The following is a 14992-nucleotide window of genomic DNA, read 5'->3' on the forward strand; positions in this document are numbered from 1 at the left end:
CCTGAGTACTATTTTTTATGACTGATTTTATGAAGAATCATAAATGATACTACAAGATTTAAAATAATAACCAATAAGGTAAAAAGAGAGTAACCATAAAGTTTAATTGGAAATTCATTTTTGAGATTGCAAAGAGCAAACAAACTCGTTAAAATGCCCGTCAACAATCCAGGCACATATTTTCGAATAACGATTGTCTGAATCAGATGTCCTAATACATGGTAGATATAAGCGATTATGATGGTTGCGTAAATGGTATAGTTATCAAACTGGTAACTAAGATATAGCGACGTCATAAGGATGAGAAATTGCTCCAAGACAATAAAGTTGAAAGCAAAAGGAGTGTAATAAGAAAGGATTCGATTGTTTGGATACTGGATTGATATTTTTTTGACAAAGGATGGCATCCAAACGATTTCTTCGAGTTCGTGAAGCATGAATAGGGCTGGAAATACAAAATAAAATTTCACGATGGACATTGAAGACACGCCTTTCTAGTTAGTACCCACTTTTAAAATCTCCAAATAAAACTGAATCACTTCTTGTTCCGTGTAGGACTTACCTTTCTTCAACCACCAGCTCAGGGTTTCGATGAAATGGCTGACGACCAGGTGTTTGAGGTAGGAGTGAGGAATGGTTGGATGGGACTTGATAAGTTCGTCGGCTACCATTGGATAGACGTCATGCTCCAGTTCTTTTCGCAGTTGCCGTATAAAATAATCGTTTTTAGAGAGCAAGAGACTGGTCACATGGTCTTGATTTTTCTTGAAATGCTGAAAGATATGGGCCAGGTAGTCTTGTGGAGAGAGGTGTTCAGCACGCTCAAAGAGGTGATGAAAGAGCTTTTGGCAGAGTTCATCCAGTAGTAACTCCTTACTCTCGTAATGGCTGTAAAAGGTTGAGCGCCCCACATCAGCAAGGTCAATGATTTCCTGAACGGTGATGGCCTCGTAGTCTTTTTGATTGAGTAATTGTAAAAAAGCATTATAGATGGCTTTTCGAGTCTTAGTAATACGACGATCCTGTGCTGTCATATGGACACTTAGAACAAACTGTTCAGTAACGGACACCCTAAACGGTTTGCCCCTATCCTTTCTGTTGTGAATGTTAGATAATGATAATGAACATGATGTTCATGAATCTATTATAACAAAGGAAATAGGATTATGAAGACAAAACATGCGGTCTGGCTGGCTTTTTTCTTGAATTTGAGTTATGCCATTGTTGAGTTTATTGCAGGAGGGATTTTTGGATCCAGCGCTGTCCTTGCGGATTCGGTCCATGACTTGGGTGATGCGATCGCAATTGGGGTATCAGCCTTTCTTGAAACAATCTCTAATCGTGAAGAAGATAGTCATTACACCTTGGGTTACAAACGATTTAGCCTTTTGGGGGCCATGGTAACGGCTGTGATTCTGATGACAGGATCTGTTCTGGTAATCTTGGGAAATATAACGAAACTCTTTCATCCACAAGCGGTCAATGATGAAGGAATCCTCTGGTTAGGAATCATTGCTATCAGCGTTAATGTAATAGCAAGTCTAGTAGTTCGTAAGGGAAAAACCAAGAATGAGTCTATTTTGAGCCTTCATTTTCTAGAAGATACTCTGGGGTGGGTGGCTGTTATCCTGATGGCCATTGTTCTGCGATTTACCGACTGGTATATTCTGGATCCGCTCTTATCTCTTGTCATCTCTATCTTTATTCTGTCAAAAGCTATTCCACGTTTTTGGTCCACACTTAAGATTTTCTTAGATGCTGTACCGGAAGGAGTAGATATCAAGCAAGTAAAAAGCGACTTGGAGCAGTTGGACCATGTTGCTAGCCTTAATCAGCTCAATCTCTGGACCATGGATGGTTTGGAGAAAAATGCCATTGTCCATGTTTGTCTAAAAGAAATTGAACAGATGGAGCTTTGCAAGGAATCGATTCGAAGCAAACTCAAAGATTGTGGTTTTCAAAATATCACCATTGAGATTGACGCAGACCTAGCAAGTCATCAAACTCATAAGCGAAATATGGAAGAGCTAGAAGCAGTCCAAAACCATGGACATGAACATCATCATTGATGAGGCGTAGTATAAGAAAGCGAAAGCTTCATAAAAAGTGTATACTTGAAGTAAGTTAGATACAGAGAGGTAAATGTTTATGAAATCAGCAGTCTATAAAAAAGCAGGTCAGGTTGGTATTGAAGAGGTTAAACATCCAAGCATTCAAGAAGCGGATGATGTGATTATCCGTGTGGTTCGTGCTTGCGTATGTGGTTCAGACCTATGGAGTTACCGAAATCCAGATATTAAAGCGGGTCACAAAAATAGTGGACACGAAGCAATTGGAATCGTTGAAGAAACTGGAGAGGCCATTACAACAGTCAAGCCCGGTGATTTTGTGATTGTACCATTTACTCATGGCTGTGGGGAATGCGACGCTTGTCGTGCTGGATTTGATGGTTCTTGTGACAATCATATTGGAAATAATCTAGGAGGAAATTTCCAAGCTGAATATCTCCGTTTCCACTACGCTAATTGGGCACTTGTGAAAATTCCTGGTCAACCTTCAGATTATAGCGAAGGCATGCTCAAGTCACTTTTGACACTTGCTGATGTCATGCCGACCGGTTACCATGCAGCGCGTGTGGCTAATGTGCAAAAAGGCGACAAAGTTGTCGTTATTGGGGATGGGGCTGTTGGTCAATGTGCTGTCATTGCAGCTAAGATGCGTGGCGCATCCCAAATTGTCCTTATGAGTCGCCACGAAGACCGTCAACAAATGGCCTTGGAGTCAGGCGCGACAGCAGTCGTAGCTGAGCGAGGAGAAGAAGGAATTGCCAAGGTACGTGAAATTCTTGGCGGTGGAGCAGATGCAGCACTTGAGTGTGTTGGTACTGAGGCTGCTGTTGAGCAAGCACTGGGTGTCCTTCATAATGGCGGTCGCATGGGATTTGTAGGAGTTCCACATTATAAGAATCGTGCACTTGGTTCAACCTTTATGCAAAATATCTCTGTTGCAGGTGGAGCAGCTTCTGCGACAACATACGATAAACAATTCTTGCTCAAAGCTGTCCTTGACGGTGATATCAATCCAGGTCGTGTCTTTACTTCAAGTTATAAACTGGAAGATATTGACCAAGCCTATAAAGATATGGATGAGCGCAAGACTATCAAGTCTATGATTGTGATGGATTAATACTCTTCGAAAATCTCTTCAAACCACGTCAGCTTCAGCTTGTCGTAGATATAGGTAACTGACATCGTCAGTCTTATCTACAACCTCAAAGTAGTGCTTTGAGCAACCTGCGGCTAGCTTCCTAGTTTGCTCTTTGATTTTCATTGAGGATAAAAAGAAAAACCTAATAGGATTTGAGAATCTCTATTAGGTTTTTTTGTGTTTAACTATTGCGCTTAATGCGAAGTACTTTCTCTTAAAGTCAGTTTGGTTCCCAGCATAGTGAGGCTTGGGATTTTACGGCCGTGAAGGACTTCTCTGTTCAGAATATCCATTCCTGTGCGTCCCATTTCTTCGGTGTAGACTGTAATACTGGAAAGTGGTGGGAACACTTGCTTAGTCAGAATGGTATCATTAAAGGAAATAATGCTGACGCGCTCTGGTATGCTGATGCTGGCTTCTTGAAGGGCGCGAAGGGCACCAATGGCCAAGCTATCACTGGCTGCAAAAAAGGCTTGTGGAAGCTTCTCTCCTAATTTTTCGATAGCTTCTTTCATTAAATCATATCCAGATTGAGCAGTAAATAGACCTTGGAAAACGAATTTCTCGTTATAAATTCCTTTTTCTTGCGTATAAGATTTGAAGTAATCTAAACGCTTGTCTGCGATGACTTCTTCTTGGTCAGTAGTAGTTTCAAGACCGGATAAGATACCAATCTTCTTAATCCCGTGGTCTGTAAAGTAATCAACCACCTGTCTAACAGCATTATTAAAATCTGTAATGACACAGGTATGGCCCAAGGCGATGGTGTCACTATCAAGAAAAACTAGAGGTTTTTGATATTCTTCAAATGAGGCAATCTGTGCTTGGCTAAATTTTCCAATACAAAGAATTCCAATGACTTCTTCGCTAAGCGTGAAAGGTTGGTCGTTGAAATAGCGCAAGATTTCGTAATCTAATTCTTGGGCTCTATTTTCAATTCCTAGTCGAATCTGGTAGTAGTAGAGGTCTTCTAACTCTCCCTGTTCACTGACCCATTGGATGATGGCAATCTTTTGTTTGAGTTTATGAGATTCACCAGTTTTGAGATGCTTGGTGTAACCTAGTTCTTCGGCGACGGTTAAAATACGATGTCGGGTTTCTTCTGTGACAGATAGACTCTGATCGCGATTGAGGACACGGGATACAGTTGCGATTGAAACAGAGGCTAGCTGAGCGATATCTTTGAGTGTAGCCATAATTCCCCTCCTTTTTAGGTTATTATAGCATATTTTTCTTGCTTTTTACTCATAGTTTAGTAAAATATCGGTAAAATTGTTGACCAAAGCAAAACCCTTGGGTACAATAGAAGAAAACGATTACAAGGTAAATTTTTTTACCTGACAAATTGTCAAAGGAGAATTCATATGACACAACATCTTACTGCTGATGCACTTCGCAAGGACTTTCTTGCGGTTTTTGGTCAAGAAGCAGATCAAACCTTCTTCTCACCAGGCCGTATCAACTTGATTGGGGAACATACTGACTATAATGGTGGCCATGTTTTCCCAGCTGCTATTTCACTCGGAACTTATGGGGCCGCACGTAAGCGTGATGACCAAGTATTGCGTTTTTACTCAGCTAACTTTGAGGATAAAGGAATCATCGAAGTGCCTCTAGCTGACCTTAAGTTTGAGAAAGAGCACAACTGGACCAACTATCCAAAGGGTGTCCTTCATTTCTTGCAAGAAGCTGGTCATGTGATTGATAAAGGGTTTGATTTCTATGTTTTTGGGAATATACCAAATGGTGCGGGCTTGTCTTCTTCTGCATCCTTGGAGCTTTTGACAGGTGTCGTGGCAGAATACCTCTTTGACCTAAAATTGGACCGTCTAGACTTAGTTAAAATCGGAAAATTGACAGAAAATAACTTTATCGGTGTTAACTCTGGTATCATGGACCAGTTTGCCATCGGTATGGGGGCTGACCACCGTGCTATTTACCTGGATACTAACACTCTAGAATACGACTTGGTACCACTTGATTTGAAAGACAATGTCGTTGTGATTATGAATACCAATAAGCGCCGTGAACTAGCAGATTCTAAGTACAATGAACGCCGTGCTGAATGTGAAAAAGCAGTGGAAGAACTCCAAGTTGCCTTGGATATCCAGACTTTAGGTGAGTTGGATGAATGGGCTTTTGATGAATACAGCTATCTAATCAAAGACGCAAATCGTTTGAAACGTGCCCGCCATGCTGTTCTTGAAAATCAACGCACCCTTAAGGCACAAGCGGCTCTTCAAGCAGGAAATTTGGACAAGTTTGGTCGTTTGATGAATGCTTCTCATGTTTCACTTGAGCACGACTATGAAGTGACTGGTTTGGAATTGGATACCCTTGTTCATACAGCTTGGGCTCAAGAAGGTGTTCTCGGTGCTCGTATGACAGGAGCAGGCTTTGGTGGTTGCGCCATTGCCTTGGTTCAAAAAGATGCGGTTGAGGCCTTTAAAGAAGCTGTTGGCAAGCACTACGAAGAAGTAGTTGGCTATGCACCAAGCTTCTATATCGCTGAAGTTGCAGGTGGCACTCGCGTTCTTGCTTAGTCAGGAGGAGGTTTTCTAGTGACCTTAGTAGAAACATTTGTGACCAAAGTCATTGCAGAAAGCACCTTTGAAGAGTTGGACCGTATCTATCTGACCAATCGTGTTTTAGCACTGGTGGGAGATGGAGTTCTCGAAGTCAAGACTGGCCAAGATAACTTGATTGACCTCAAAGACCAGCTTGTCGAGGAAGCAGTTCGCTTGGAAACGATTGAAGATAGTCTGGCTGCGCGTGAGATTCTCGGTGCTGACCTCATGGACTTGGTAACCCCTTTTCCAAGTCAGGTCAATCGTGATTTTTGGAATACCTATGCCCAGTCACCAGAGCAGGCAATTGCAGACTTCTACCAACTCAGTCAGAAAAATGACTACATCAAACTAAAGGCTATCGCAAAGAATATTGCTTATCGTGTACCGTCTGACTACGGTGAACTGGAGATTACTATCAATCTCTCTAAACCTGAAAAGGATCCAAAGGAGATTGCGGCAGCCAAGTTAGTCAAGTCCAGTAACTATCCTCAGTGTCAGCTCTGTATGGAAAATGAAGGCTATCATGGTCGTGTCAACCATCCAGCTAGAAGCAATCATCGTATTATCCGTTTTGATATTTCTGGGCAGGAGTGGGGCTTCCAGTATTCGCCTTATGCGTACTTTAATGAGCACTGTATTTTCTTAGATAGCCAACATCGTCCCATGGCCATCAGTCGTCAAAGTTTTGAGCGTTTGTTAGCAATTGTAGAGCAGTTTCCGGGTTACTTTGCTGGTTCGAATGCTGATCTACCAATCGTGGGTGGTTCCATTCTGACGCACGATCATTATCAAGGTGGGCGACATGTATTCCCGATGGAAGTGGCGCCTTTACAAAAGAGCTTTACCTTTGAAGGTTCTGAATCTGTCAAAGCAGGAATTGTTCAGTGGCCTATGTCAGTGATTCGATTAACGTCGGATTCAAAAGACGATTTGACCAATCTTGCTGAGAAAATCTTACTGGCTTGGCGCCAATACTCAGATCCAAGTGTACAGGTCTTGGCAGAAAGTAATGGAACACCGCATCACACTATCACACCGATAGCCCGTAAGCGAGATGGGCAGTTTGAGTTGGACTTGGTTTTGAGAGACAATCAAACATCTCCAGAGCATCCAGATGGTATCTATCATCCCCACAAGGATGTCCAACATATCAAGAAGGAAAATATCGGCTTGATAGAGGTTATGGGATTGGCTATCTTGCCACCACGCTTGAAGGAAGAAGTGGAGCAAGTAGCAGCTTACCTGGTTGGAGAGGATGTTCTAGTAGCAGATTATCACCAAGAATGGGCGGATGAATTGAAAGAATCCCATCCTGGATTGACTGACAAAGACCAAGCTCTTAATATCGTCCAAGAATCTGTTGGAAAAATCTTTGCTCGAGTTTTGGAAGATGCAGGAGTTTACAAGCAAACAGAAGAAGGACAAGTTGCCTTTATGCGCTTTGTGGAGCAGGTTGGGATTTTACCTGAATAAGTGCTTCTCTCTTGCGTAGAGTCTTGAAAAGTAGTATCATAGTGTCGTTTGAAATATCAGGAGGAACGTATGAAAGATTTTCACTTTGACGCTATATCTGCCTTTGAAAACTACGAAATTGAAAAAATGAGAGATGGTCACGTGGTGGTAACAACAAAAGTAGTGGACTCGTCGCTCAACTACTATGGAAATGCCCATGGAGGCTATCTATTTACCCTTTGTGACCAAATCAGTGGTCTTGTGGTGATTTCGCTAGGATTAGACGGAGTGACACTCCAGTCTTCTATCAACTATCTGAAAGCTGGAAATCTAGGAGACGTTCTTACTATCAAAGGAGAATGTGTCCATCACGGACGCACCACTTGTGTCGTCGATGTTGACATCATCAACCAAGATGGTCGAAATGTCTGCAAAGCAACCTTCACCATGTTTGTCACAGGACAACGGTCAGAAGATAGACAGGTGAGGATATAGAAACAAAAAAAGAGGCAGATGCCTCTTTTTTTATTACTTTTTCACTCTAATGATTTATCATTCTATTCGCTAAATCTTAAAAAATAGCCATCTGGGTCTAAAACTGCAAATTCATGAGGGTAGATATATTGTTCATCAACACGAAATTCTCTTTTAGTCAAAGGACGATGAATAGGATAGTCAGACTTGATTAATTTCTGATAGAGTCGAGGGACATCCTTTATGCCAAAGGAAATGTTGACTCCACGACCAAAGGGGTAGGTCAGTTCAACTAATTCATCCTTTGTTCCCTCCTCTAACATTAGCTGGCAATCTTCAAGCGATAAGAAGAGGAAGTTTTCTTCTGGTCGCTCGTATTCGATCGTAAAACCCAGTAAATCACAGTAGAAGGAACGGGACTGTTCTATATTTGATACCATAAACTCGGGAATAACTGCATTGTAGTCCATAAAGAAACTCCTTACAATTCAATCTCCAAGACAATCGGTGTATGGTCTTGGCGAGCGCCTGAATCTATCATATCTGACTTGGTAACTTTATCTGCTACACGGTTACTTGTGAGCCAGTAGTCGATTCTCCAGCCTGTGTTGTTGATTTTTGAAGTCTTGCTGCGTTGGGCCCACCAAGTGTAGCGTTCTGGAACATCTCCGTGAACATGGCGGAAAGTGTCGGTAAATCCTTTGGCTAAAAGGTTTGTAAATCCTTCACGTTCTTCGTCTGTGAAACCTGGTGAACGACGGTTGCTTGCTGGGTTGGCAAGGTCAATTTCCTTGTGGGCAACGTTGTAGTCACCTGTAGCAAGAACTGGTTTTTTCTTGTCTAACTCAGCCAAGTATTCCGCATATTTGATGTCCCAAACTTGACGTTCTTCCAAACGTTTGAGTCCATCCCCAGCGTTAGGTGTGTAGACTTGAGTTACGAAAAATTTATCAAATTCTAGGGTAATGATGCGGCCTTCCAAGTCCATAGTAGAAGGGGCGCCAATCTCTGGGAAGCTAACAGTTGGAGTGAGTTCTTTCTTATAGAGGAACATAGTTCCAGCATAGCCTTTACGGGCAGGATCTTGAGAAGAGCGCCAAGTGTTTTCATATCCAGGGAAGAGTTCTTCCAGTACCTCAAGGTGTTTTTTTGTAGGGCCTTTAGCTGAAAGCTTGGTTTCCTGGATAGCAATGATATCAGCGTCTTCGGCTACCAAAGTTTGGAGAACGTCTTGAGACAATTTCGCACGCGCAGAGTCACTCGTCAACGCTGCATTGAGGGAATCAATGTTCCATGAGATTAGTTTCATAGTGTGTACCTTTTCATTCAGATTATAGACAATATTATACCAGAAAAAGAAGTAATTCCCCAGCGTATAGTTTGAAAAATCAAGGTCATTCCTATATAATAAAGAATGATTTATGTAAAAGATTGAAAATAAATGAAATGTTACTCCTATGAATATCTTTATCACTGAGTATGACAAAGTTCAAGTGAGTGTCGTCACCTATGAATAAGAAAAACCTGGGGTCCATGCCTCAGGTTTCCATTTGTCATTAGAAAGGAATTTTATGTCCATCATCCAAAAACTCTGGTGGTTTTTTAAATTAGAAAAACGCCGTTACCTAGTTGGAATTGTAGCTTTGGTTTTGGTTTCTGTACTAAACCTCATCCCACCTATGGTTATGGGGCGCGTGATCGATGCAATTACTTCGGGACGATTAACACAGGATGAGCTCCTGCTTCATCTCTTTTATCTCCTATTGGCAGCTTTTGGGATGTACTATCTGCGTTACGTTTGGCGCATGTATATCCTAGGAACCTCCTACCGACTGGGACAAATCATGCGTTCAAGACTATTTGAGCACTTTACAAAAATGTCGCCTGCTTTTTATCAGAATTATCGGACAGGGGATTTGATGGCTCACGCAACTAATGATATCAATGCTCTGACTCGTCTAGCAGGTGGTGGTGTTATGTCTGCGGTAGATGCTTCCATCACAGCCTTGGTGACTTTACTAACTATGCTCTTTAGCATCTCTTGGCAGATGACCTTGGTTGCTATTCTTCCCTTGCCATTTATGGCCTATGCGACTAGTCGTCTGGGGAGAAAGACCCATAAAGCTTTTGGCGAATCGCAAGCAGCCTTTTCTGAACTCAACAATAAGGTTCAGGAATATGTATCAGGAATTAAGGTAACCAAATCCTTTGGCTATCAGTCTGATGAATTGGCATCTTTTCAGGAAGTTAATGATTTGACCTTCCAAAAGAATCTGCAAACCATGAAATATGATAGTCTCTTTGACCCGATGGTTCTGCTTTTTGTTGGTTCTTCCTATGCTTTAACTCTCTTGGTCGGTGCCTTTATGGTACAAGAAGGACAGGTAACTGTTGGGAATCTGGTCACTTTTATCTCTTACTTGGATATGCTGGTCTGGCCCTTGATGGCAATTGGTTTTCTCTTTAATATTACTCAGAGAGGGAAAGTCTCTTATCAACGGATTGAGAGCCTCTTGTCTCAAGAATCACCTGTGAACGATCCGGAATCTCCTCTTGATGGGATTGAAAATGGGCGTTTGGACTATGCCATTGATCGTTTTGCATTTGAAGATGAGGAGACGTTGCGAGATATTTACTTTAGTCTTGAAAAGGGGCAAACTCTTGGCTTGGTTGGGCAAACTGGTTCAGGGAAAACTGCTTTGATTAAGTTGCTCCTACGTGAGTATGATGTTGATCACGGAGCCATTTATCTAAATGGGCATGACATTCGTGACTATCGACTAGCTGACTTGCGTAGTTTGATGGGATACGTTCCGCAGGACCAATTTCTCTTTGCCAGCTCTATCCTAGACAATATTCGATTTGGGAATCCTAACCTGCCTTTCTCAAAAGTAGAAGAAGCAACCAAGTTGGCTCAAGTCTATCAAGACATTCAAGCTATGCCCCAGGGATTTGATACGGTTATCGGCGAAAAAGGTGTCAGTCTATCTGGTGGACAAAAGCAACGTCTGGCTATGAGTCGGGCTATGATTTTAAATCCTGATATCCTGATTTTAGATGATTCCTTATCAGCTGTAGATGCTAAGACAGAGTTCGCTATTATCGATAATCTCAAGGAAACTCGCAAGGACAAGACAACCATTATCACTGCCCATCGTCTCAGTGCAGTTGTTCATGCGGATTTGATTATGGTCATGCAGAATGGTCGCATTATTGAACGAGGGACACACGAGGGCTTACTCGCCTTGGATGGTTGGTATGCCCAAACCTACCAGTCTCAGCAGTTAGAAATGAAAGGAGAAGAAGATGCGCAATAAACAAGCACAATGGGCTGTATTGAAACGCTTGATGTCCTATCTCAAGCCCTATGGTCTCCTCACCTTTTTAGCACTCGCTTTTCTCCTTACGACGACTGTTATCAAGAGTATCATCCCCTTGGTAGCTTCGCACTTTATCGACCAGTATCTACATAATCTCAACCAGCTTGCTGTTACAGTTTTGCTGGCCTACTATGGACTCTACATTCTTCAAACCATTGTCCAATATGTAGGGAACATCCTCTTTGCGCGTGTGTCCTACAGCATCGTTAGAGATATTCGACGGGATGCCTTTGCCAATATGGAGAAGCTAGGCATGTCTTACTTTGATAAAACACCTGCAGGTTCCATCGTTTCGCGTTTGACCAATGACACTGAGACTATTAGTGATATGTTCTCAGGGATCTTGTCCAGCTTTATCTCGGCAGTCTTTATCTTTGTGACAACCCTTTATACCATGCTTATTTTGGATTATCGTCTGACAGTTTTAGTCTTGCTCTTTCTACCCTTGATTTTCCTTTTGGTTAATCTCTACCGTAAAAAATCGGTCAAGGTTATCGAAAAAACTAGGAGTCTCTTGTCAGATATTAACAGTAAGCTGGCAGAAAATATCGAAGGGATTCGCATTATTCAAGCCTTTAATCAAGAAAAACGCCTGCAAGAAGAGTTTGATGAGATAAATCAGGAGCATCTAGTTTACGCTAACCGTTCAGTAGCCTTGGATTCTCTCTTTTTACGTCCAGCTTTGAGTTTGTTGAAGCTTTTAGGATATGCAGTTTTGATGGCTTACTTTGGCTATCGTGGACTTTATCTAGGAATAACGGCAGGAACTATGTATGCCTTTATCCAGTACATCAATCGTCTCTTTGATCCCCTCATCGAGGTAACGCAAAACTTTTCTACCCTTCAGACATCTATGGTGTCAGCAGGTCGCGTTTTTGCACTTATCGATGAAACCAACTATGAACCGGCCCAAGAAAATGGACAAGCGGAGATTAGAGAAGGAAATATCCGTTTTGAACATGTGTCCTTCTCTTATGATGGGAAACACCAGATTCTCGATGATATTTCCTTTACGGTTAATAAAGGTGAAACCATCGCCTTTGTCGGACATACAGGCTCTGGGAAATCTTCTATCATTAATGTTCTCATGCGCTTTTATGAATTCCAGTCTGGTCGAGTTCTCCTAGATGGTGTGGATATTCGTAAGTATAGCCAAGAGGAATTGAGAAAAAATATCGGTCTGGTCCTACAGGAACCTTTCCTCTATCATGGGACCATCAAGTCCAATATCGCTATGTACCAAGATATCAGCGATGACCAGGTTAAGGCAGCAGCAGAGTTTGTCGATGCAGATTCTTTCATTCAGGATCTTCCATTAGGCTATGATGCTCCTGTGTCTGAGCGTGGTTCGAGTTTTTCAACCGGTCAGCGTCAACTTCTTGCCTTCGCAAGAACTGTTGCCAGTCAACCTAAAATTCTGATTTTGGATGAAGCGACAGCCAATATTGATTCTGAAACAGAATCCTTGGTTCAAAATTCTCTAGCCAAGATGAGACAGGGCCGAACAACCATTGCCATTGCCCATCGTCTCTCTACTATCCAAGATGCCAACTGTATCTATGTCCTAGACAAGGGACGTATTATTGAGAGTGGAACCCATGAGGAGCTTTTGGCTTTAGGTGGAACCTATCACAAGATGTATAGTTTGCAGGCAGGGGCTCTTTCCTAGGGAAGAATTCCTTTAAAATACATATTTCTTGCACTGCCTCTTTCATTTTGTGGTATAATGTAGAATGTTAATAAAGATTACATATTAAAAGCAGAGGAGAATGTGCATGCTGAAATGGGATGAACTACCTCAAGAAATGCAATTAGATGAGGTAAAACCATACTACCAGCTTGTTTCTAAAAGAAAAGGCTCTCTGATTCTCAAGCGCTGTCTAGATTTGTTTCTAGCCTTGATCTTGTTAATCTTGACCTTACCCGTATTTCTGATTCTAAGCATTTGGATCAAGCTAGATAGCAAGGGCCCAGTCATTTACAAGCAAGTGCGGGTAACCCAGTACAACCGACATTTCAAGATTTGGAAATTCCGGACTATGGTGACGGATGCGGATAAAAAAGGAAGTCTAGTAACTTCTGCAAATGATAGCCGTATCACCAAGGTTGGAAATTTCATTCGACGTGTTCGTTTGGATGAATTGCCGCAATTGGTCAATGTCCTCAAAGGAGAGATGTCCTTTGTGGGAACTCGTCCAGAAGTGCCACGCTACACAGAGCAGTATAGTCCTGAAATGATGGCTACCTTGCTCTTGCCAGCGGGGATTACATCGCTTGCCAGCATTAACTATAAGGACGAGGATGCCATTATCAGTCAAATGACTGCAAAAGGTATGACGGTTGACCAGGCCTATGTCGAAAGAGTCCTACCAGAAAAGATGCACTATAATCTAGCCTACCTACGTGATTTTAATTTCTTCGGGGATATTAAGATCATGTTCCAGACTGTATTTGAAGTTTTAAAATAAGTAGTCGCAAGATTGAAACCAATCAAAGGAGTAAAACAATGACAAAGTATAATATTCCATTTTCACCACCTGATATTACCGAAGCTGAAATTGCTGAAGTAGCAGATACCCTCCGTTCTGGTTGGATCACAACAGGTCCAAAGACAAAAGAATTGGAGCGTCGTCTATCTGCCTATACTCAGACACCTAAGACAGTCTGCCTCAACTCTGCAACAGCAGCTCTTGAATTAATCTTGCGCGTGCTTGAAGTGGGTCCTGGCGATGAAGTTATCGTTCCAGCTATGACTTATACAGCATCATGTAGCGTTATCACTCACGTAGGTGCTACACCAGTTATGGTTGATATCCAAGATGACACCTTTGAAATGGACTATGACAAGCTTGAGCAAGCAATTACTGAGAAGACAAAGGTTATCATCCCAGTTGAACTTGCAGGGATTATCTGTGACTATGACCGTTTGTTCCAAGTTGTAGAAAAGAAACGTGACCTCTTTACAGCTACTAGCAAGTGGCAAAAGGTCTTTAACCGTATTGTTGTAGTATCTGATAGTGCCCATGCTTTGGGTTCGACCTACAAAGGACAACCAGCTGGTTCTATTGCAGACTTTACGTCCTTCTCTTTCCACGCAGTTAAGAACTTCACAACTGCTGAAGGAGGAAGTGCTACTTGGAAAGCTAATCCAGCTATTGATGATGAAGAAATGTACAAGGAATTCCAAATTCTATCTCTTCATGGTCAAACCAAAGATGCACTTGCCAAGATGCAACTAGGTTCATGGGAATATGATATCGTAACTCCTGCCTACAAGTGCAACATGACAGATATCATGGCTTCGCTTGGTCTGGTTCAGTTGGACCGTTATCCTGCTTTGCTACAACGTCGTAAGGACATCGTAGATCGCTATGACCGTGGATTTGCAGGGACTCGAATCCATCCATTGGCTCATGAGACAGATACTGTAGAATCTTGTCGTCACCTCTACATCACCCATGTAGAAGGTGCTAGTCTCGAGCAACGCAATCAAATCATCCAAGAATTGGCCAAAGCTGGAATCGCAAGTAACGTTCACTACAAACCGCTTCCTCTTTTGACAGCTTATAAGAATCTTGGTTTTGATATGGCAGATTATCCACGAGCTTATGCCTTCTTTGAAAATGAAATTACACTGCCACTTCACACGAAATTAACGGATGAAGAAGTAGACTATATCATCGAGACTTTTGTCAGAGTTTCTGAAGAAGTTCTTGCTTCTTCAAAAAACTAATAAAAAAAATTAGTAAAAAATGAATGAAAACGGTTGACAAAGAAAAAACAATAACATATAATTAACTCAACAAATCAGAAAAGTAATTATTTTTGATCTTCAGGGAGCCTGTGGTTACTGCGAACAGGTGGTTGGAACTAGTGAAATTGGGCTGATTTTAAAAGTGAATTTGAAAC

The 14992-nt window shown here is 41.9% G+C and carries 14 protein-coding genes and 1 other annotated feature (1 of these 15 running past the window's edge); of the genes, 9 read left to right on the forward strand and 5 right to left on the reverse strand.

Annotated features, from left to right (window positions below):
* Positions 1 to 8 precede the first annotated feature (8 nt).
* Both HW271_RS01975 and HW271_RS01980 read right to left on the reverse strand, forming a co-directional pair.
* Positions 9 to 479, reverse strand: a complete 471-nt coding sequence (locus HW271_RS01975; RefSeq protein ID WP_178894642.1) for an HXXEE domain-containing protein — start codon at positions 477 to 479, stop codon at positions 9 to 11.
* 15 nt (positions 480 to 494) lie between these two features.
* Positions 495 to 1034, reverse strand: a complete 540-nt coding sequence (locus HW271_RS01980) for a TetR/AcrR family transcriptional regulator (protein ID WP_247922251.1) — start codon at positions 1032 to 1034, stop codon at positions 495 to 497.
* A 132-nt stretch (positions 1035 to 1166) separates the two neighbouring features.
* Between HW271_RS01980 and HW271_RS01985 the strand changes: the two genes are divergently transcribed.
* The gene (locus tag HW271_RS01985) at positions 1167 to 2069 is read left to right on the forward strand and encodes a cation diffusion facilitator family transporter (protein WP_178894644.1); all 903 of its coding nucleotides are present in this window, start codon (positions 1167 to 1169) and stop codon (positions 2067 to 2069) included.
* A gap of 79 nt (positions 2070 to 2148) precedes the next feature.
* Complete coding sequence (locus HW271_RS01990; protein ID WP_178895646.1) at positions 2149 to 3186, forward strand: zinc-binding dehydrogenase; 1038 nt, start codon at positions 2149 to 2151, stop codon at positions 3184 to 3186.
* A gap of 215 nt (positions 3187 to 3401) precedes the next feature.
* On the opposite strand, the gene HW271_RS01995 is transcribed toward HW271_RS01990, so the two are convergent.
* The gene (locus HW271_RS01995; protein WP_178894645.1) at positions 3402 to 4403 is read right to left on the reverse strand and encodes a LacI family DNA-binding transcriptional regulator; all 1002 of its coding nucleotides are present in this window, start codon (positions 4401 to 4403) and stop codon (positions 3402 to 3404) included.
* A gap of 168 nt (positions 4404 to 4571) precedes the next feature.
* Here HW271_RS01995 and HW271_RS02000 point away from each other — a divergent pair, with 168 nt between their 5' ends.
* The 3 genes from HW271_RS02000 to HW271_RS02010 all read left to right on the forward strand — a co-directional run bounded on the left by HW271_RS02000 (position 4572) and on the right by HW271_RS02010 (position 7724).
* The gene (locus HW271_RS02000) at positions 4572 to 5750 is read left to right on the forward strand and encodes a galactokinase (RefSeq protein WP_178894646.1); all 1179 of its coding nucleotides are present in this window, start codon (positions 4572 to 4574) and stop codon (positions 5748 to 5750) included.
* 18 nt (positions 5751 to 5768) lie between these two features.
* Positions 5769 to 7250 (forward strand): UDP-glucose--hexose-1-phosphate uridylyltransferase, encoded by a 1482-nt coding sequence (locus HW271_RS02005; RefSeq protein ID WP_178894647.1) that lies wholly within the window; start codon positions 5769 to 5771, stop codon positions 7248 to 7250.
* 69 nt (positions 7251 to 7319) lie between these two features.
* Positions 7320 to 7724, forward strand: coding sequence for a PaaI family thioesterase (locus tag HW271_RS02010; RefSeq protein ID WP_178894648.1), 405 nt, complete (start codon positions 7320 to 7322; stop codon positions 7722 to 7724).
* Between the two features lie 62 nt (positions 7725 to 7786).
* On the opposite strand, the gene HW271_RS02015 is transcribed toward HW271_RS02010, so the two are convergent.
* Together HW271_RS02015 and HW271_RS02020 are read right to left on the reverse strand one after the other, a co-directional pair.
* Positions 7787 to 8173, reverse strand: coding sequence for a VOC family protein (locus HW271_RS02015; RefSeq protein WP_178894649.1), 387 nt, complete (start codon positions 8171 to 8173; stop codon positions 7787 to 7789).
* Positions 8174 to 8184: 11 nt separating this feature from the next.
* Positions 8185 to 9012 carry an exodeoxyribonuclease III gene (locus HW271_RS02020; RefSeq protein WP_178894650.1) on the reverse strand — a complete coding sequence of 276 codons (828 nt, stop codon included), beginning with the start codon at positions 9010 to 9012 and terminating at the stop codon, positions 8185 to 8187.
* Positions 9013 to 9274: 262 nt separating this feature from the next.
* On the opposite strand from HW271_RS02020, the gene HW271_RS02025 reads away from it, so the two are divergent.
* From HW271_RS02025 to HW271_RS02040, 4 genes are all read left to right on the forward strand, one after another.
* Complete coding sequence (locus tag HW271_RS02025; RefSeq protein ID WP_178894651.1) at positions 9275 to 11020, forward strand: ABC transporter ATP-binding protein; 1746 nt, start codon at positions 9275 to 9277, stop codon at positions 11018 to 11020.
* Positions 11010 to 12752: an ABC transporter ATP-binding protein gene (locus tag HW271_RS02030; RefSeq protein WP_178894652.1), complete on the forward strand. Its 1743-nt coding sequence runs from the start codon at positions 11010 to 11012 to the stop codon at positions 12750 to 12752. The genes HW271_RS02025 and HW271_RS02030 overlap by 11 nt, the downstream gene beginning before the upstream one ends.
* A 106-nt stretch (positions 12753 to 12858) precedes the next feature.
* Entirely contained in the window at positions 12859 to 13551 is a 693-nt protein-coding gene (locus HW271_RS02035; RefSeq protein ID WP_178894653.1) for a sugar transferase, read from the forward strand.
* 38 nt (positions 13552 to 13589) lie between these two features.
* Positions 13590 to 14816 carry a DegT/DnrJ/EryC1/StrS aminotransferase family protein gene (locus HW271_RS02040; protein WP_178894654.1) on the forward strand — a complete coding sequence of 409 codons (1227 nt, stop codon included), beginning with the start codon at positions 13590 to 13592 and terminating at the stop codon, positions 14814 to 14816.
* Positions 14817 to 14876: 60 nt separating this feature from the next.
* Positions 14877 to 14992, forward strand: a binding site (T-box leader); it runs 115 nt beyond the window's last position.

Origin of the sequence: Streptococcus sp. oral taxon 061, from assembly GCF_013394695.1 — a bacterium.
GTDB lineage: Bacteria > Bacillota > Bacilli > Lactobacillales > Streptococcaceae > Streptococcus.